The 20687-nt window shown below is 37.3% G+C and carries 16 protein-coding genes; 11 read left to right on the top strand and 5 right to left on the bottom strand.

Annotated features, from left to right (window positions below; translation table 11 throughout):
• Positions 1–140: 140 nt before the first annotated feature.
• Complete coding sequence (gene lon / locus G466_RS0106295) at positions 141–2591, top strand: endopeptidase La (RefSeq protein WP_026812903.1); 2451 nt, start codon at positions 141–143, stop codon at positions 2589–2591.
• Positions 2592–2776: 185 nt separating this feature from the next.
• Entirely contained in the window at positions 2777–3475 is a 699-nt protein-coding gene (gene cmk / locus G466_RS0106300) for a (d)CMP kinase (RefSeq protein ID WP_026812904.1), read from the top strand.
• Positions 3476–3565: 90 nt separating this feature from the next.
• On the opposite strand, the gene G466_RS0106305 is transcribed toward cmk, so the two are convergent.
• Positions 3566–3943, bottom strand: a complete 378-nt coding sequence (locus tag G466_RS0106305) for a LysM peptidoglycan-binding domain-containing protein (protein ID WP_026812905.1) — start codon at positions 3941–3943, stop codon at positions 3566–3568.
• A 266-nt stretch (positions 3944–4209) separates the two neighbouring features.
• On the opposite strand from G466_RS0106305, the gene rpsA reads away from it, so the two are divergent.
• From rpsA to ppk1, 8 genes are all read left to right on the top strand, one after another.
• A complete protein-coding gene (rpsA, locus tag G466_RS0106310; RefSeq protein WP_026812906.1) occupies positions 4210–6051 on the top strand; it encodes a 30S ribosomal protein S1 in 1842 nt (613 codons plus the stop codon).
• 184 nt (positions 6052–6235) lie between these two features.
• The gene (gene pyrR / locus G466_RS0106315; protein WP_026812907.1) at positions 6236–6775 is read left to right on the top strand and encodes a bifunctional pyr operon transcriptional regulator/uracil phosphoribosyltransferase PyrR; all 540 of its coding nucleotides are present in this window, start codon (positions 6236–6238) and stop codon (positions 6773–6775) included.
• Between the two features lie 4 nt (positions 6776–6779).
• Entirely contained in the window at positions 6780–7706 is a 927-nt protein-coding gene (locus G466_RS0106320) for an aspartate carbamoyltransferase catalytic subunit (protein ID WP_026812908.1), read from the top strand.
• Between the two features lie 7 nt (positions 7707–7713).
• Positions 7714–8046, top strand: coding sequence for a hypothetical protein (locus G466_RS0106325; RefSeq protein ID WP_026812909.1), 333 nt, complete (start codon positions 7714–7716; stop codon positions 8044–8046).
• A gap of 388 nt (positions 8047–8434) precedes the next feature.
• Positions 8435–9340 carry a ribonuclease Z gene (locus G466_RS0106330; protein ID WP_026812910.1) on the top strand — a complete coding sequence of 302 codons (906 nt, stop codon included), beginning with the start codon at positions 8435–8437 and terminating at the stop codon, positions 9338–9340.
• A 276-nt stretch (positions 9341–9616) separates the two neighbouring features.
• The gene (gene pdxH, locus G466_RS0106335) at positions 9617–10264 is read left to right on the top strand and encodes a pyridoxamine 5'-phosphate oxidase (protein WP_026812911.1); all 648 of its coding nucleotides are present in this window, start codon (positions 9617–9619) and stop codon (positions 10262–10264) included.
• Positions 10265–10327: 63 nt separating this feature from the next.
• Positions 10328–10816, top strand: a complete 489-nt coding sequence (locus G466_RS0106340; protein WP_026812912.1) for a SixA phosphatase family protein — start codon at positions 10328–10330, stop codon at positions 10814–10816.
• Positions 10813–12891 (top strand): polyphosphate kinase 1, encoded by a 2079-nt coding sequence (gene ppk1 / locus G466_RS0106345; protein ID WP_026812913.1) that lies wholly within the window; start codon positions 10813–10815, stop codon positions 12889–12891. The genes G466_RS0106340 and ppk1 overlap by 4 nt, the downstream gene beginning before the upstream one ends.
• A 159-nt stretch (positions 12892–13050) precedes the next feature.
• On the opposite strand, the gene miaE is transcribed toward ppk1, so the two are convergent.
• Positions 13051–13632, bottom strand: a complete 582-nt coding sequence (gene miaE / locus G466_RS0106350) for a tRNA-(ms[2]io[6]A)-hydroxylase (RefSeq protein ID WP_026812914.1) — start codon at positions 13630–13632, stop codon at positions 13051–13053.
• 171 nt (positions 13633–13803) lie between these two features.
• Between miaE and G466_RS0106355 the strand changes: the two genes are divergently transcribed.
• A complete protein-coding gene (locus G466_RS0106355) occupies positions 13804–14661 on the top strand; it encodes an EboA domain-containing protein (protein ID WP_034234832.1) in 858 nt (285 codons plus the stop codon).
• A gap of 145 nt (positions 14662–14806) precedes the next feature.
• On the opposite strand, the gene G466_RS0106360 is transcribed toward G466_RS0106355, so the two are convergent.
• The 3 genes from G466_RS0106360 to G466_RS0106370 form a co-directional block, all read right to left on the bottom strand.
• The gene (locus G466_RS0106360) at positions 14807–16435 is read right to left on the bottom strand and encodes a RagB/SusD family nutrient uptake outer membrane protein (RefSeq protein ID WP_026812916.1); all 1629 of its coding nucleotides are present in this window, start codon (positions 16433–16435) and stop codon (positions 14807–14809) included.
• Positions 16436–16450: 15 nt separating this feature from the next.
• Positions 16451–19402 (bottom strand): SusC/RagA family TonB-linked outer membrane protein, encoded by a 2952-nt coding sequence (locus G466_RS0106365; protein WP_026812917.1) that lies wholly within the window; start codon positions 19400–19402, stop codon positions 16451–16453.
• Between the two features lie 371 nt (positions 19403–19773).
• A complete protein-coding gene (locus G466_RS0106370; RefSeq protein WP_026812918.1) occupies positions 19774–20619 on the bottom strand; it encodes a 3-keto-disaccharide hydrolase in 846 nt (281 codons plus the stop codon).
• Positions 20620–20687 lie beyond the last annotated feature (68 nt).

The raw sequence follows: 20687 nt of genomic DNA on the forward strand, positions 1-20687 counted from the left end.
GAATTGCCTAAATAGTATTAGTTGTAATTTGAATAATATGCTTTATTCCTATATGTTATAGGGTATGAGCTATTATTGAACGTTTAATTTAAAATATAGTTCTGTTTAAAATTAAGTGACAGAATGACCGAAATAAAAATATGGGTAATTTGAAGAATTTAAAATTTGACACTATGTCATTGCAGGACATCGAGGAAGATGCGGAATTAATTCCCTTAATGACAGCTGAGGACGAGGAGGAGATAAACAATGAGAGTTTACCCAATACCTTGCCCATTCTGCCATTGAGGAATACTGTTCTTTTTCCTGGAGTGGTAATCCCAATAACGGCCGGCAGGGATAAATCCATTAATCTTATTAAGGATGCCAACAATGGTTCAAAAGTAATTGGTGTAGTTTCCCAAAAGGATGAGGAAACTGAAAATCCAGGGGTGAAGGACATAAATACCTTGGGTACTGTGGCAAGAATATTAAGGGTGCTGCAAATGCCCGATGGGAACACAACAGTTATTATTCAAGGTAAAAAGCGATTTGAAGTGGCCGAAGTGCTTACGGAAAACCCGTATATGACCGCTACCGTTCGTGAAACCAAGGAGGTTAGGCCAGATAAGGAGAGTAAGGAGTTTAGGGCTATTATAGATTCTATAAAAGAGCTTTCCTTACAGATTATTCGGGACAATCCCAATATTCCTAGTGAGGCGTCTTTTGCTATAAAAAATATTCAGAGTGATTCCTTTCTAATCAACTTTGTTTCCTCTAATCTAAATTTAAGTGTTAAAGAGAAGCAAGAGCTACTAGAGATTGGAAATTTACAGGAAAGGGCTTTGGCTACGCTTAAATATATGAACGTTGAACTCCAGAAATTAGAACTGAAAATAGATATTCAGTCTAAAGTAAGGAGTGATATGGACCAGCAGCAGAGGGAATATTATCTACACCAACAATTGAAGACCATCCAAGAAGAGCTTGGTGGACTTTCCTACGAGCAGGAAGTTGATGAAATGAGGGCGAAGGCGAAAAAGAAAAAGTGGGATGAAAAGGTTGGTGAGCACTTTGAAAAAGAAGTTGCCAAATTGCAACGGATGAATCCGCAAGTAGCGGAATATTCCATCCAGCGTAATTACCTCGAGCTTTTTCTAGATCTTCCATGGAACGAATTCTCAAAAGATAAATTCGATTTAAAAAGGGCACAGAAAATATTAGATCGTGATCATTACGGATTAGAGGATGTAAAGAGAAGGATTATAGAATATTTAGCGGTCCTTAAGTTGCGGAACGATATGAAATCGCCTATACTTTGTTTATACGGTCCTCCAGGGGTAGGTAAAACTTCGTTGGGGAAATCTGTAGCAGAGGCATTGGGTAGAGAATATGTGCGTATTTCTTTAGGTGGACTAAGGGACGAAGCGGAAATACGTGGTCATAGAAAAACATATATTGGAGCTATGCCCGGTAGAATTGTTCAAAGTTTAAAAAAAGCGGGTAAATCTAATCCCGTTTTTATCTTGGACGAAATAGATAAATTGTCTAGCAGTCATCAAGGAGATCCTTCTTCGGCTATGCTAGAGGTTTTGGATCCTGAACAAAATAATGAATTTCACGATAATTTTTTAGAAATTGGATATGATCTTTCCCGAGTGATGTTTATTGCCACGGCGAATAATTTATCTGAAATTCAACCGGCACTTAGAGACCGTATGGAAATTATAAATGTTACTGGCTATACTATTGAAGAAAAGGTAGAGATCGCCAAAAGACATTTGTTGCCAAAACAATTGAAGGAACACGGACTAACCGTAAACGATCTTAAAATTGGAAAGGTTCAGCTAGAAAAAATAGTTGAGGGTTACACCCGGGAATCAGGAGTGCGAACCTTAGAGAAGCAGGTTGCCAAAATGGTGAGGTATGCGGCTAAATCCATAGCTATGGATGAAGAATATAACCTAAAGGTGAGTAATGAGGATGTGGTGAAAATATTGGGTCCAGCTAGGTTAGAAAGAGATAAATATGAGAATAATGAGGTTGCAGGAGTTGTAACAGGGTTGGCTTGGACTAGTGTTGGTGGAGATATTCTGTTTATAGAGTCCATTCTTTCTAAAGGTAAAGGAACATTAACTATTACTGGAAACTTGGGAACGGTGATGAAGGAATCGGCTACCATTGCCATGGAGTATATAAAATCCAACAGTGATAGGTATGGGATTAATCCAGATGTATTTGACAAGTATAATGTGCATATACATGTTCCAGAAGGAGCCACTCCAAAAGACGGACCTAGTGCTGGGATTACAATGTTAACTTCACTAGTTTCCTTATTTACCCAGAAAAAGATAAAGAAAAGTCTGGCAATGACTGGGGAAATAACTTTAAGAGGAAAGGTATTGCCAGTTGGAGGTATAAAAGAGAAAATCTTAGCGGCAAAACGAGCAAGAATTAAAGAAATAATATTGTGTGAGGATAATAGAAAGGATATCCTAGAGATTAAAGAAGAATATCTAAAAGGATTAACATTCCATTACGTAACCGATATGCAAGAGGTCATAGATATTGCCATTACGGATGAGAGTGTTAGGAACGCTAAGGAATTGTAGGTGTTTTTTTATCTCTTTATTTAAGCTTACATTTTAAAAGTGCCCGTCCTTAAACAAGACGGGCACTTTTGCTTTAAAATTGAAAGGTACTTTAAACTCTTTGAACTATTTTTACGGATTAATAAGGTTATTAACAACGACCGATTCCAAAAATGGAAGAGTTCTAAAATTACATTTTTAATCCCATGGGAAAAATTACGATAGCTATTGATGGTTACTCATCAACAGGGAAAAGCACAATTGCTAAGCAACTTGCAAAATTACTTGGGTATGTATACGTAGACACAGGGGCTATGTATAGAGCAGTTACTTTATACGCCATGCAGAAAGGATATATTGGGGATGAAGTGGAGAAGGTGGATGAGTTAATAGCCGACCTGTCTAATATAAATCTGCAGTTTGAGTATAATGAAGACTTGGGGTTTTCCGAGATGTACTTAAATGGAGTTAATGTTGAGAAAGAGATAAGGGCACTACCAGTTTCTAAGTTGGTAAGTAAAGTTGCTACCCTAGAAGAGGTGCGGAAGAAATTGGTAGCTATGCAGCAAGAAATGGGCAAGGAAAAAGGTCTTGTAATGGATGGAAGGGATATTGGAACTGTTGTTTTTCCCGATGCCGAATTTAAAGTTTTTATGACTGCTTCTCCAGAGAAAAGGGCATTTAGACGTTACAAGGAGTTGCTGGACAAAGGCGAGAAAGTGTCCTATGATGAGGTGCTAAAAAATGTACGATATAGGGATTATATTGATTCTAACAGAAAATTTTCTCCATTAAAGAGAGCCGAGAGTGCTATTGAGTTTGATAATAGTGATATGGGATTAAAGGAGCAATTGGAGCGTATCTATAATTTTGCATTGCGTAAAATTGAGGAGACTAAAGGCTAATTCCTTTTTAATAGAAAAGGAAATGAAAAGACGGATATCCAAAATAAGATTTTGAATATCCGTCTTTTCATTTTAGCTAGTAACCAATACTTAGTTTGGAATAACTAAAACTTGATCCGGATGGATTACGTCTGGATTCTTAAGGATATTGGTATTGGCTTCAAAAATTTTCTTATACTTCATAGGGTCTCCGTAGTACTTTTTGGCAATCTTACTTAAAGATTCTCCGCTTTTTACCGTGTGTCTATGATACACACTCTCATCGGCAACAGTGATATTGGCTTTTATATCGGAAGGGTTTTCGCCACCTATCTCTTTTATCTTGTCCCACAATAGATTTTTCTCATATTGGGTTTTTGTTTCGCCTTTTATTTGTAATACGCCACCTTCTTCGGTAACATTACCATCCTTAACATTTAACTTTTCACCTAGGTTTAATACTTCTTGATACTTTGACTTTACACTCATATGCTTATTTTTTAATGGTTATGATTTTGACTACAATATAAGGGTTTATTGGGTTGGTAGCGTGTAAATTACGACAAATAGTTTCATTGTTGGTTCTCAAATAGTTTTTATGTTGGTAAAACCAAAAATTAGATGTAAATTTGCACTCCTTTTTTAACAAGACACCGAGAGGAAAAAGGATAAAAATAAAAAATAATCATAACAACTTCCCTGGATATTGTTTTAAACTCTTGTGACTCCTTGGAATACAAATTATAAATCAGCAAATGGCTGAAGACAAAACACCAGCAGAGGTAGAAGTTACTACCGACGCTACCCAAGAAACAAAAGTAGAAACCCCAGCTCAAGATCCAAAAGAATTTTTGGAGAATTTTAACTGGGAAAAGTATGAGCAAGGTATTGAGCGCGTTGACGATTCCAAATTAAAGGAATTCGAAGACATGGTTGCGGAGAACTTTGTTGATACTGCAGACGCAGAAGTGGTAGAAGGTACCGTAGTTTACCTTACCGAACGTGAGGCAATTATTGATATCAATGCCAAATCTGAAGGGGTAATATCACTTAATGAATTCCGTTACAATCCCGATTTAAAGGTTGGAGATAAAGTAGAGGTGTTGATTGATATCCGGGAGGATAAAAGTGGTCAGTTGGTTCTTTCCCACAGAAAAGCCAGAACTATCATGGCATGGGATAGAGTTAACGCTGCTCATGATAATGAAGAAATTGTAAGTGGTTTTGTAAAATGCAGAACTAAAGGTGGTATGATCGTTGACGTTTTTGGAATTGAAGCGTTCTTACCAGGTTCTCAAATAGATGTTAAGCCGATCCGTGATTACGATCAGTACGTAAACAAAACTATGGAATTTAAGGTGGTTAAGATTAACCACGAATTTAAGAACGTAGTTGTTTCACACAAAGCATTGATCGAAGCTGACATAGAAGAGCAGAAGAAAGAGATCATCAGCCAATTAGAAAAAGGACAAGTATTAGAAGGTGTTGTTAAAAACATTACTTCTTACGGTGTATTTATTGATCTAGGTGGTGTTGATGGATTAGTTCATATTACTGATCTTTCTTGGAGCAGAATCAACCATCCAAATGAAGTAGTTGAACTTGATCAGAAACTAAACGTGGTAATTCTTGACTTTGATGAGAATAAGTCTAGAATCCAATTAGGTCTTAAGCAATTGGAAAAACATCCATGGGATGCCTTAAGCGAAGACATTAAAATTGGTGATAAGGTTAAAGGTAAGGTAGTTGTTATTGCAGACTACGGTGCATTTATCGAAGTTGCTGAAGGTGTTGAAGGATTGATTCACGTTTCTGAAATGTCTTGGTCTACTCACTTGCGTTCCGCACAGGATTTCGTAAAAGTAGGAGATGAAATCGAGGCGGTAGTATTAACATTGGATAGAGAAGATCGTAAGATGTCTCTTGGTATCAAACAATTGACTCCAGACCCATGGACTGATATTACAGCTAAATATCCTGCTGGCTCTAAGCACAACGGAATTGTACGTAACTTCACCAACTTTGGTGTATTCGTAGAATTAGAGGAAGGAATAGACGGATTGATATACATATCTGATCTTTCTTGGACTAAGAAAATTAAGCACCCATCTGAGTTTGTAGCCGTTGGTGATACTCTAGAAGTGGAAGTTTTGGAATTGGATGTTGAAGGTCGTAAATTAAGTTTGGGCCACAAACAGACTACTGAGAATCCTTGGGATAAATACGAAACCGAGTTTGCCCTAGATACAGTTCATAAGGGTACTATAGCAGAGATAGTGGACAAGGGTGCTACTATTGAGTTTAATGAGGATATCGTGGCCTTCGTACCTACTCGTCATCTGGAAAAAGAAGATGGTAAGAAATTGGTAAAAGGTGAAGAAGCTGAATTTAAGGTTATTGAGTTCAATAAAGAATTCAAAAGAGTAGTAGCAAGTCATACTGCTATATTCAGAGAAGAAGAGAAGCGTAATGTTAAAGCTGCTGTTAAAAAGGCTGCAGCATCTGCAGACGAAGCTAAGCCAACTTTAGGTGATGCTAACGAAGCTTTACAAGCGTTGAAAGATAAAATGGAAGCTAACGACAAGAAAAGTAAATAAGCCTCTATTTTAGTAAATATAGAAAAGCTCCGACATTTGTCGGGGCTTTTTTTATTTTGCTTTACCTCCTAAAATAGTGTGCATCAACGATTCCAATTTTCAGGAAACACTAATTCCTCAACAATCCATTATATTAGATAGAAATCCCTACTTTTGTATTTCAAAGGCATTGGACAAATTATCTATGAGTCAAAAAGTATTACTTTCTTCCAAAGAAATAAATATTATCCTTCATCGCCTGGCTTGCCAATTGTTGGAGAATCACCTTAACTTTAAGGATACCGTACTAATTGGCTTACAGCCAAGAGGAATTTACTTGGCAGTACGTTTGGCAAAAATATTAAAGGAGGAGTATGGCGTGGGTCATATAAACCTGGGGTTCTTGGATATCACCTTCTTTAGGGACGATTTTAGACGTGGTGATAAAACATTGGAGGCCAATAAAACCAAAATAGAATTTTTAGTTGAAGATAAAAAAGTGGTGTTTGTAGATGATGTTCTTTATACGGGGCGGAGTATAAATGCGGCTTTAACGGCTATACAATCTTTTGGAAGGCCTAAAGAAGTAGAATTGCTGACATTGATCGATCGTCGTTTTAGTAGGCATTTGCCTATTCAGCCAAATTATAGAGGGAGACAGGTAGATGCTATAAACGGAGAAAAGGTGAAAGTAATGTGGGAGGAAAATGATGGGGAAGACGTTGTATATTTAGTAAAGACATAAGCGCATGAGCGAATTGAGTGTAAATCACTTGCTGGGGATAAAATATCTGAAAGAGTCGGATATTCAGCTCATTTTTGAAACTGCAGATCATTTCAAAGAGGTTTTAAACCGGTCTATTAAAAAAGTGCCTTCGCTTCGCGATATTACCATAGCGAATATCTTTTTTGAAAATAGCACGCGTACAAGGCTTTCCTTTGAACTAGCGGAAAAACGACTCTCCGCGGATGTAGTGAACTTCTCTGCAGGACAATCCTCGGTAAAGAAAGGGGAAACCTTGATCGATACCGTAAATAATATCTTATCTATGAAAGTAGATATGGTGGTAATGCGACATCCTAATCCAGGAGCCGGAATATTTTTATCCAACCATGTCAAGTCGGCTATAGTAAACGCTGGTGATGGTGCACATGAACATCCTACGCAAGCCTTATTGGACTCCTATTCTATTAGGGAAAGGTTAGGCGATGTAAGTGGTAAAAATGTATTGATCGTGGGAGATATCCTCCATTCCAGAGTTGCGCTTTCCAATATATTTGCCCTAAAATTACAAGGAGCCCATGTTAAAGTATGTGGGCCTAAAACATTAATGCCTAAATATATTGAATCGCTAGGGGTCACTGTTGAGCCTAATTTACGCAAAGCGTTAAATTGGTGCGATGTGGCTAATATGTTGCGTATACAGAACGAACGCTTAGATATTAGTTATTTCCCTACTACAAGAGAGTATACCCAACAATATGGTGTAAATAAGGCCCTTTTAGATAGCCTTGACAAAGAAATTGTAATAATGCACCCTGGACCTATTAATCGCGGTGTGGAGATTACCAGTGACGTAGCCGATTCAAAGCAATCCATCATATTGGATCAAGTGGAAAATGGGGTAGCCATTAGAATGGCGGTAATATATTTATTAGCATCAAAAATTAAATAATAGACGTATGATTTTAGATAGAGAAGAAAACGTAACTATTGTGCTACAGGAAAATATTTCCTTAAATGCATTTATAACTAATTTTAAAGAGAGCTATCCAAAGATTAAAAACGATAATATTATTCTTAATCTTTTCTCCTTTTCTAAATTAAGCTCGGGAGACGTTTTGGAATTTTTAGAGCTGTCTGATACTCATAGAAAATCTAATAAATCATTTGTTCTGGTTACTGATAAGGTTTCTTATGAGGAGGTTCCTGATAGGATTTGTGTGGTTCCTACGATTCAGGAAGCTAGGGATATCATAGAAATGGAAGAAATTGAGCGGGAATTGGACCTGTAATTTTTAAAAGAAAGTCAATGTAATCTGGATATTATACTATATCCAGATTACATTGATTATCACATCATAATAGTGTTCATAACACAGCACTGTTGCATAGGATTTATTACTTCTTAATAAATAGTATCGATTAGGAATCCTATCTAGTTCTACGTTAATGATTCTAGTTATCCCTGTGTGGTCCGGAATGAAGTTTAATCTGCTTTTTTAGACTTAAAGGATAATGGGTATATTGGGGCAATGGGATTTTGCCCTCATTTTTGTGCTTTGCATGTTGTGCTTATATCTAAACATCGCACCTAAAGTATCAAGCTAATAAATTGTGCTTACAGATTCTTTTCAACTGTGTATTTAGAATGTCAATTCCGATTTTAATTTTCTTATTTTTATGAAACTAACCATTTTGGGATGTTATGCAGCGACCCCCAGATCTTTAAATAACCCTACTTCTCAGGTACTCGAGATAAAAAATCACCTATTTTTAATTGATTGTGGGGAAGGTACGCAGGTGCAATTGCGAAAGCAGAAGTTAAAATTCTCTAGGATAAATCATATTTTTATATCTCATTTACACGGAGATCATTTTTTTGGATTACCGGGTTTAATTTCAACTTTCCGGTTATTAGGTCGTAAAACGGAACTTCACGTTTATGGTCCTAAGGGGATTAAAGAGGCAATCACCTTATTGTTGAAATTAGGAGATTCCTGGACCAATTACCCATTGTATTTTCATGAACTCAGTTCTTTAGAGTCCGAGATAGTTTTTGAGGGCAATAAAGTTACCGTGAGCACCATTCCACTACAACACAGGATTTATACAAATGGTTTTTTGTTTAAAGAGAAAATCGGAGAACGAAAATTGAATGTGGAGGCAGTTGCCAAGTATCGCGTAAATAAATGTTATTTTCAAAATATAAAGAAAGGAAAGGATGTAATTCTAGAGAATGGACAAAGAATAGATAATCGCCTGTTAAGTCATGATCCCCTACCATCTAAGAGTTACGCATTTTGTAGTGACACCCAGTATTCAGAAGAAATTATACCTCTGATTAATGAGGTTGGTGTGCTTTATCACGAAGCCACTTTTTTAGAATCGGAAAAGGCATTGGCGCCTAAGACTAAGCATTCTACAGCCATGGAAGCGGCTATCATTGCCAAGAAGGCTAATGTTGGAAAATTAATATTAGGGCATTTCTCTACTCGCTATGGTTCAACTTGTCCTTTTAAGGAGGAGGCAGCCGCCATTTTTCCTAACGTTGAATTGGCAGAGGATGGTAGGATTTTCGATCTTTAGCCTATTGGATTTCAATTCGTTGTTCTGTTTTTTATAAGTTGGATTGTGAAGTTCATATAGGATGCTCGCTTTTGTTTTAAGTGGGATGCTATTTATGAATTGATTTTAGGAGCTAGTAGAAAAAATATCCAAGCTTGGCTTATGTAATTTGGTTTGTTTTGTGCAAATTTGTAATTAATGATAAGTCGATTTTAAATGGCAATTAAGGCCATGATCTGGTTAACCAATTACGACTTACTAATTTAGGTTTCCTTTCTTCAATTTCAATTCGTGGTTATGCAACAAGATTTAGGTAGTTATAGACGATCTTACGAAAAAAGTGAGCTTACCGAGTCAAGCATCTCAGATAATCCGATGGAACTTTTTCAAAAGTGGTTCTATGAGGTGGAGGCTAGTGAGGGGATAGATGAACCCAATGCCATGACGGTTTCTAATATTGGAAAGGACGGATATCCAAAAAGCAGGGTAGTGTTACTTAAGAAATTCACTTCCGACGGCTTTATTTTTTACACTAATTATGAAAGTGAGAAAGGCAAGGCCATAAGTGCCAATTCTAAGGTGTGCATTTCTTTTTTTTGGCCAAATATGGAAAGGCAGGTAATTATAAAGGGAGATGCGGAGAAAATTGCTGAAAATTTATCTGATGGATACTTTGAGTCCAGACCAGAGGGTAGTAAGTTGGGAGCTATTGTATCCCGCCAAAGTGAGGTAATACCTAATAGAGAATATCTGGAATCTAAATTAAAGGAATTGGAAAAAGCCTATGCGGATAAGGAAATTGAACGTCCTAGCTTTTGGGGCGGATTTATTGTGAAACCCGTTTCTATAGAATTTTGGCAGGGTAGGCCAAATAGGTTACACGATAGGATACGGTATAGCATGCATGACAATTATGACTGGAAAATAGAGCGATTGGCACCTTAGGTAAACTTTGCTTTAAATTTAACTTCATTGGGGTAAAATTAAGGAACATTAAAAATTAGAACAATGAAAACAATACTATTGGTAAGGCACGGGAAGTCTTCCTGGGATTACAGTGTTTCGGATAGGGACAGACCACTTATGGAAAGGGGTATTAAAGATGCCGCAAGGGTGGCAAAGGAGTATATGAAGAACAGTATAAAGATTGATGCTGCCTACTCCAGTCCCGCTAATAGAGCAATGCATACTGCTATAATATTTTTAAGAACCATTAACTTTCCGTTGGAAAAATTTAATCTATCCCATTCCTTGTATGATTTTACTGGGGATGACGTACATTCGTTTATTCGCTCTTTGGATAATAGCAAGGATACCGTATTGCTTTTTGGCCACAATGAGGCTTTTACACATATTGCCAATTCTCTGGGGAACATATATATTGATAACGTTCCTACAAGTGGATTTGTAGAAATAAAATTTGACACTAACGATTGGGGCGCAGTTGTAAAAGGAACAACAGGGCGAACATTATTTCCAAAATTAATTAAAGAATGATCAAGCATAAAAATCAATATATAAACAGAGAAATTAGTTGGCTTAGTTTTAATGAGAGGGTTTTACAGGAGAGTGCCGATAAAAATGTTCCCTTAATAGAACGTTTACGCTTTTTAGGAATATTTTCAAATAATCTGGATGAATTTTTCAAGGTAAGATATGCTACCGTAAAACGAATAGTGAGTTCTGGTAAAAGTGGTAAAAGTGTTTTGGGAGGGGAGAGTGCAAAGGATCTTCTAGAAGAAATTACCGAAATTGTTATCAAACAACAGACACAAAGTCTTGAGATTCTAGGGGATATTGAAAAGGAATTGGAGACAGAGAATATCTTTCTCATCAACGAAACCGAAATCACCGAAAAGCAGGCCAGTTTTATAAAAAATTATTTTATTGAAGAGGTAAGTCCCTTGTTAATGACCATTATCTTAAATGACATGGTGGGATTCCCCATGTTAAAAGATACAGCTGCTTATTTGGCGGTTAAGATGGTGTTAAAAAACCAAGAAGGATGCAAAACCCAAGCAAAGAAAAAACGCTTTGCTCTAATTGAAATTCCTAAGGGAATTGATCGTTTTGTAGTGTTGCCTAAGGAAGGTGATAAGAATTATATTATTATTCTGGACGACCTTATTAGATATTGTCTCGACAGTATATTTAATATGTTTGAATATGAGTCCATTTCCGCTCATATGATCAAGATTACACGGGATGCAGAATTAGATATAGATAATGACCTGAGTAAGAGTTTTATTGAGAAAATATCCTCTAGTGTAGAGCATCGTAAAATTAGTGATCCGGTCCGTTTTGTATATGATAAGAAAATAGGAACTGACACCCTAAATTTTCTAAAGGAGAAGATGGATGTTGAGGACACGGATAGTGTGATTCCAGGCGGGAGATATCACAATAGAAGAGACTATATGGGCTTCCCAAGTTTGGGGAGAAAGGATTTGCTCTACGCGCCTATAACGCCACTTCCTGTTAAAGGTTTGTGTTTGGAAGGCAGTCTTTTTGAACGTATAGCGGAGAAGGATTTTTTACAATATACCCCGTATCAAACTTTCTCTTATATCATTAAATTTTTAAGAGAAGCGGCTCTAGATCCTAAAGTGAAAAATATTAAGATCACGGTGTATAGATTGGCCAATAACTCCCAAGTAGCAGCATCATTGATTAATGCAGTAAAAAATGGGAAACAAGTTACGGTACAGATAGAGCTGCAAGCCAGATTTGACGAACAGGCCAATATTGAATATGCAGAACAGCTACAGGCTGAAGGAGTAAAGCTGATTTTCGGGGTACGTGGCTTAAAAGTGCACAGTAAAATTTGTGTGGTAGAACGTCAGGAAGGAAGTCGTATTAAACGCTATGGGTTTGTAAGTACTGGGAATTTTAACGAATCTACGGCGCGTATATATACGGATTACACCCTGTTTACTGCTCACGATGGAATTTTAAAAGAATTAAATAAGGTTTTCGATTTTTTTGAGACTACTTATAAGATTCATAAATACAAGCACCTTATAGTTTCGCCTCACTATACTATAAATGTGTTTAAAAAGTTGATAGATAAGGAGATTCAGAATGCCAAGGCAGGAAAGGAAGCGTATATAAAAATTAAAATGAATAGTTTTACTTCCTATAAGATGGTAGATAAACTGTATCAAGCTAGTATGGCAGGAGTTAAAATTCAGCTGATTATACGTGGAATTTGTTGTTTGATACCCGGAGTAAAAGGGATGAGCGAGAATATTGAGGCTATAAGTGTGGTCGATAAATTTTTAGAACACCCAAGAGTATTCATTTTTGGAAATGAAGGTGATCCTAAAGTGTACATTTCCTCTTCGGACTGGATGACAAGAAACTTGGATTACCGAGTGGAAGTAGGGGTGCCTATTTATGACAAGGGTGTTAAACAGGAGCTGTTGGATACCTTTGACATTTCTTGGCAAGATAATGTGAAGGCACGGGTTTTTTCTGAAAAGCATGACAATGCCTATAGAAAAAATAAAAAAGCAAAAGTAAGATCGCAATTTGCTACTTACGATTATTATAAAAATAAATTGGAGAAATAAGACATTTACAATAAGAAGGAGTGGAACATGTTACCATGGTAATTGAATTATAATGTTCCGCGTATTTCATTCAATCCGCATTTTAGTAGTTTAAACACAAAGCCCTCTTTAGAAAAAGGGCTTTGTGTTTTTAATGTTTGTCGGATTTATGGGTTCTTGCTATCCGTGTACAGTTTCCTTATTACCTAAATCTTTCATTATTTCGGCTTCATAGGTAAGTAATGCTTCCCATTTTTCATCTACCTCCTTACGATCGCCATATTGCCTAGCAAATTTCAGGAACATAGTGTAATGTCCTGCTTCACTGATCATTAATTTATGATAAAATTCTGCTAGCTCCTTATCTTCCAATTCTTCCGATAAAAGTCTGAACCGCTCACAGCTTCTAGCCTCTATTAATGCAGCATATAATAGGCGATGGACCAATTGAGTTGTTCTACTCCCTCCTTTTGGGAAAAATTTCATCAAGGCAATAACATAATCATCTTTTCTATCCCTTCCTAAAATTTCGCCACGTTCCAAAATGCGGTCGTGCACCATTTTAAAATGTCCCATTTCCTCTCTTGCGAGTGCAACCATTTCTTGGACAAGATCAGTGTACTCAGGGAAGCTTACAATTAGTGAAATAGCAGTGCTCGCTGCTTTTTGTTCGCAGTAAGCATGATCTGTTAATATTTCGTCTATATTCTTTTCAACAATATTGACCCATCGTGGGTCCGTGGGTAATTTTAAACCTAGCATATTTTTAATTTCTACTTCAAAAATAGAAAGAATAGGGCAATGTCCCATACTATATTCGGAGATAGTTTTATCTTTAATCTTTAGTTGGTGTGTGACATTAAAATATAGATACCATTTTCAGGCAAGTACTGCAGATGGCTGGTTACAATAACATAATTTATTAAGAGTATTATGGCGTTTAAAAAAGTTAGTGAGCAATTGTCTGTTATTTTGGAAAACAATGTACAAGAGATTGAAAGAGAGTGGCTGTTTTCAAAATTGGACCAAATAGTTAGCGAGAAGTCTACCAGGGACCTCTATATGACCTATAGTTTAATTCCTTCCAAAATTACAAAGAACAATTCCTTGACCTTGGAAATATCTGATGATGACCTTAAGTCATATTTAGAGTTACAGAAAGCTAATATTCAGCAGATAGCAAGAATATATCTTCTTGTTCGAGTATTAGAAGAAAATTCTGAATTCTTTACCCCTAAAGTGGCGAATATTATCCAAGTGTCAGATACCGGTGAATTGGAGACCTTTTTAAAGTTCCTGGTTTTTTTGCCAAATCCTTCCGAGTATAAACATCAGGCGGTGGAAGCACTAAGAACAAATATTGCGACAGTATTTAATGCTATCACAATGCATAATCCGTATCCTGCCTTGTATTTTAATGATCAACAGTGGAATCAGATGTATCTTAAGGCCGCTTTTATGCAACAAGATCTTACCGGAATACTATCGGTAGATGAACGTGCCAATAAGGATCTAGCAAGAATTATTTCTGATTATGCACATGAGCGTTGGGCTGCTTCTAGGGAAATTGATCCGTATTTTTGGCGACCTGCCGCGGCATTCTTGGAAGACGGATTGCTGCCAGATATGGAAAGGTTGTTCAAGAGTGAGAATGTTTTAGAGAGAAAGGTAGCCTCTCTCTGTTGTGCAGCCTCTAACTCGGATCGGGCCAAAGACTTATTGGAAAAACATCCCGAATTTTCTGATCAGATAGCTTCCGGAACATTGAGTTGGCAGAATTTAGAAAAGTAATTTACATAAATACAGCTATTTCTCTAAGAAAAAGAGCCTATTTCCATAATTGGGAATAGGCTCTTTTATTTTTAGACTCGTAATAACTCCCCTGCCAATCAGGGAAGCTTTCATCTATTACTCTATTTTACCAAGATCTACGTTATTAGTACCCTGGGTTTTGAATCAGATTTGGGTTGTTTGCAATTTGGTTGGATGGGATGGGATAAATCTCTTTTGTAGCGTCGCCGCTTGGTTCGTGGTCCCACCAAGTTCCATTTACATACTGATCAAACCTAATTAGATCTGTACGTCGTTTGCCCTCAAATATAAACTCTCTTCCACGCTCCGCCAATAATTCTTCCATCGTAAGAGTAGAGGTAGTATACTTATTACTACTCCAGTCTGCTTCTGAAAATGCTCTTTTTCTACTATTATTTATTAGGTCTACGGCTTCCTGTGTAGCTACTCCATTATTTTTACGCATTATAGCTTCAGCCTTATTAAAGTATATTTCCGTTAAACGATACATGATATAATGATTCTCCTGGTAATTTTCATCGTCCAAGGTACTAGATTGATACTTGTGAAATCGTGCACCACTATTTTCTTCTCCTTCGGCCATGCTTCCTTCACTTGAAATATCACCTTCACTTTCTTTTCTAATACTATTAACGTAAACTAATGGTTGACCACTCCATTCTTCCGTTCCTAATACGGGTTCTGTTGTGCCATATTTATACTGTGGACCAAAAAGAAACCATTCTTTCTTTCTAAGATCATTGTCGTCATAAGCATCAAATGCAGAAGGAATTACGACAAAGGCATTCCAGCCTCCATACCCAACATTTAAGGCTTCTTTCATATTATCGTATCCCATAAAAAATCCGCCCCAATCAAATGTAAATCCACCCTGACGGCTAAAGGCTACCTGATATAAATTTTCAGGGGACGTTTTATTGGTATTTCCAAAAGTTTCCAAAATATTATCGGATAACTGCGGAGTGCCACCTATACCACCGGCTTCACCATTAATAATTTTATTGGAGGCTGCAATACACTCATCGTACATCGGTGTCCCTACCCATTTCTCTGCATTTAAATATAATTCGGACAACATGGCGTACCCAGCTGTTGCTGTAGTTCTTCCAATGAGTTCTTCTGAGTACAGAGGTAATTGAGGCACGTAAGTTTCTAATTCATTTTTCACAAATTCAAATACCTCTGCCCTAGATTGGGTGGGCGGGTTTAACGGTTCTCCAACCTTGGTAATGATAGGTACATTCCCCCAAAGATCCATTATTTTCATGTAATGGAAAGCTCTTAGGACATACAACTCTGCTAAGATCGATTTTAATTCTTCCTCAGTCATCCCTAATGATGTTGGATCTTGGATCCCTGAAAGGTCTTCTATAGCTCCATTTACGTAACCTACTCCGGTCCACATTAATACCCATGCAGATCGCATCCTTCCTTCGTTGCTTGTCCATGTGTGATAATGTTGGCGAAAATGGTCTCCTGAGTCGTAACCATGGCGTCCTTTTTGTGGCCACGCCAATTGATCGGATGATAGTTCCGAATGATAGTAGTATCCACTTTGTCCGGTGGGTGCCAGCCAAGCTTGCATATGCGTAAATGGTCTTAAAGCTCCTTGGAGTACCTCTGTCTTGTTATTATAGAAATTACCTGAATTTAACTCGCTATAGATCTTTTCATCCAGATCGGTACATGCGCTAGTAAAGAACAGTAAAAATGCCCCTAATACGCCTGCTTTTGTTGTTATAGAATATTTCATTTTAGTGTAAGTTTTTTAGAATCCAACGTTTAAACCAATTGTAAATGTCTGTGTGCGGGGATAGAAGCTTCTTCCATCTATACCTGCGGTAAAGCCGGTATCCTGTAGTTCTGGATCTATACCGCTGTAATTTGTAAAAGTAGCAAGGTTTTTACCGCTAGCGTACAACCGTAAGTTCTTAATATATTCAGACGGAAAATCAAAGTTATAACCTAAGGTGATATTGTCTAATTTTACAAAATCCCCTTTTTCAAGATAGTAGTCGGAATATTGAGGATCGTCATTTAATTCCGTATGAGTAGTAACAGCGCTCTTTAATATGTTGTTTGGTAACCATTTTCTGTTTCCGAAGTACATTTCTTTGGTGTTCAGTATATCGAATCCAAATTTTCCTCTAAAAAAGATAGATAGGTCAAAATTTTTGTACGTTATGGTATTACCTAAAGATGCGTTAACCTTGGGAACTCCATTTCCTATAATGGAGAGATCATCCTCGTTCATATCTGTAGCTAGTGCTGTGGTACCATCTGCTTTGTGGAATAGCCACTTGCCCTCGTCATTAAATCCTGCGAAACGTTTTCCATAAAAATTTCCTACAGAACCACCTTCTTCCAAGCGTATGGCACTCCCTAGATTTCCTGGGGAAGGCAATCCCCCAAATTCTAACCAGTTGGCCTGGAAAGCATCATTGGAAAGTACTTCTAATTTATTGGTTTGGTAGCTAAAGGTAAGGTCTGTGCTCCATTTAAGGTCATCATTTGTAACGGGAATCGCCGATATTAGGAATTCCACCCCTTTGTTGGTCAATGTTCCCACATTGGTATAAAGTTTATCTCTTAGGAAGGGGGGTTGCTGCGCTGTATATTCGTATAATAGGTCCGTAGTCTTGCGTTGATAAACATCTACCGATCCACTTAAACGGTTATTTAGAAATGCAAAATCCAACCCTAAATTAAATTCTTTTTTTTCTTCCCATTTTAAATCTGGGTTAGGGTTTCTGGCAGCGCCGTAAGTTTGATAGTATACACCGTCTTGTGGGTATACTCCACCGGTACCCAGACTAACAATAGATTGGTAGTTGGGTATGCCTTGATTCCCAGTTACTCCATATCCCAGCCTCAACTTAAGGTTATCGATATAATCTACATCATTTAAAAAGGTTTCCTCACTTAGGCTCCAACCTATTGACGCTGCCGGGAAATTACCCCATTTGTTATTGTTTCCAAAGCGGGATGAGCCTTCACGTCTAAGGATTAGCTGAGCAAAATATTTGTTGTCATAGGAATAGTTGACCCTACCAAAAAAACCGATCAAAGTATTGTCTTCTTTAAAACTACCCATTCCTGGTCTAGGTAATTGGGTATTGTTGATGGCCGACCCTGCGCCCAAATTCCAGTCCAAAAAACCATCAGTAGTAAAACCACTATTATTAACATTGAACTCTTCCCTTGTGCCATATTGGTAACTATATCCTAAAATTGCGTTTACCGTATGTATATCAGCAAACGTATTAATGTAGTTAATGGTTGTTTCCAAAGTTTTGGACCAATCTAGGTAGTTGGCTTTAGAGGCGTACGCTGTACCTAAATATTGAGAGTTTTCTCTTTGCTCCCAATCTTTGGTAGATCTATAGTACCTATCGTTATAAGCGTTTCTAACATAGGACCCAAAAACACTTCCGCTAAGTCCTTTTGCTATTTGAAGAGTTAATTTTAAATCTCCAGAAAAAGTTTGTTGGTCTCTCTCGTTAATTCTATTCTCTAAACGGGATAGTGGATTGTAATTGTTGTAGGCCTGCGTTTCAAAAAAACTTCCATCTGGATTGATTAGAGGAGCGGTAGGATTTCTTTGAATTGCTTGCTCAAAATCTCCAGTGCTACCTCCTAACAAGTTAGCTTTGTTAAAGTTTCCGGCAAGGTTTGCTTGTAAGGTCAGCAGATCATTTAAACCAGTATGGTTAACTCCAATTCTTCCACCAAATTGCTGCCGACCATTTTCTTTGGCTATTCCTTCGGCATCGTTGTAGAATAAAGAAGCCCTATAATTTGTTTTTGCATCCCCACCTGAAGCAGATAAGTTGTGATATTGACTAAGATTGTTCTTGTTGATTAATTCATCGTACAGATCAGTTGAATAACCTAGGTCCTGATTTTGGGCAATAAGGCCTTCTGTGATAAGGGACCTGAATTCGTCTGGTCGTAAATAATTGGGCTTTTTGTCTACTATATCTCGTTGTACGTACGTGTTGTATTCAAAGGAAGCTTCTCCCGATTTCCCTTTTTTAGTAGTGATCAGGATTACACCAGCATTTCCTCTTGTACCATATATGGCAGCAGCAGAACCATCTTTTAAAACATCTATAGATGCAATATCATCTTGTTGAAGGAGATCTAAATTTCCTCCTGGAATGCCATCTACTACTATTAAAGGCGATAGGGTGCCTGTAAGGGAAGAAACTCCTCTTAGTTGGATAGATGCACCTTGGTTGGGATTATTACCCTGTGTCCTGGTAATATTTAGCCCAGCAACTTTTCCCTGAATTAGGTCCATCGGGGAGCGGGATCCACCTTGATTGAAATCTTCTGCTTTCACAGTGGAAATGGCCGAGGTAACCTCTTTTCTTGTCAAAGTACCATAACCTACAACCACCACTTCTTCCAGTGCTTGTGCATCTTCTTCCAAAGTGGTATTAATTGTGCTTCTTCCATTTATTATTACTTCTTGGGTCTTAAAACCAATATAGCTAAACACCAGTGTGGCATTAGGGGAAACGTTGGTAAGTGAATAGTTGCCATCAAAATCTGTTTGAGTGCCTGTGGAGGATCCTTTTATAAGAATGTTGACTCCAGGAAGTGGGCCATTTTGATCCGAGACCGTTCCTGATACATTAAGGTTCTGTGCTGTAAGTAGTCCTGTAAAAATAAGGAATACGAAAAGCATGGCTCCTTTTAAAAAGTTTTTCTTCATGATTGATAATTTAGAAATAGTTAATTCTCAACTTCTAAATTATCATATGGTTTTATAATATGCAAATTTACTATGATTCTCTTACGAATATTATAGTTTAAAATAGCTATTAATGTAGTGTTAATACTGCGAATTTTAATCAGATTATGTGTTGTTTTTTAACAATATACAATTACTAATAGACCAAATAGCTTCTGGAACATTGAGCTGGGGAATTTAGAAAGTAATTTAAATTACTAGGGCTATTTTTAATATAAAAAGAACCTATTTCCATAATTGGGAATAGGCTCTATTACTTATCTGCTTTTAATATTTCCCCTGGTAATCAGGGAAGGTCACCTCCATTAATCTAATTAACCAAACTTACATTATTAATATCTTGGATCTTGTTTTGAATTTGGATTATTCGCAATTTCTTGAACCTCGACGAGGTTATTCATTTCTAAAAACTCATAGGAAATATTCTTAAAGGCCATGGGACCATGGTCTCCTTGTATCATTAAAGGACCTGTAGCCGATTCGTCTGATGATATAGGGCCTCCAGTAGGTAAAGGGACTTCCACGTTGCTGTGGATCAACACTCCATTTAATTCCACCGCTACAAATTTTGCATTGGCAATTTTTTCTCCGATATCATTAAACCTAGGGGCTTGGAAATGTATTTTTATAGTTTGCCACTCTCCAGGTGCCTTATAAGGGCTCGAGTTAGGTGCAATACCCATAAATGCTTTTGATGGCGCTGTTTCCCAATTTCTGTGGATTCCCCCAAAATCACTGGAATTAGGGTTTGTTACTCCATAGCTATCCTTTAACTGCAGCTCATACCTTCCTTGTAAATATATTCCGGAGTTGGATGCTTTAGGAATAAGTATCTCCATTTCCAATTTTATATCGCCATGTTCCCATTGAGTAAGAAGGTTGTCTTTTTTTGTAAAACTATAGTTGTTATAAAGAACTCCTGTCCCAGGGGTAACCGTTATGGGATTGCGCTGTTTTAATTGTTTTTTCTGCAACCTTTTTTGGTTTTTGTTCAAGTTTGCCTGCGCCTCATCCTGATGAGTGTGAACAGCGATATCAGGGTCTGCAATGACATATCCGACAATTTCCCAGTTCCCGGCTTGGTCCATAAAATCATCTAAATTTGTAAGAGTAAATTTCTCCTGGGCCAATGCGAATGACCCACAAAGTAGCGCTAAGATTAAAAGTTTGATGTTCATATTAATGTAGGTTTTATCGTAATTATTTTTGGTTGATACTATTGTAATTCGATAGGTAATCTAGTTGT

Origin of the sequence: Arenibacter certesii DSM 19833 (assembly GCF_000429545.1) — a bacterium.
GTDB classification, from domain to species: Bacteria; Bacteroidota; Bacteroidia; order Flavobacteriales; family Flavobacteriaceae; genus Arenibacter; species Arenibacter certesii.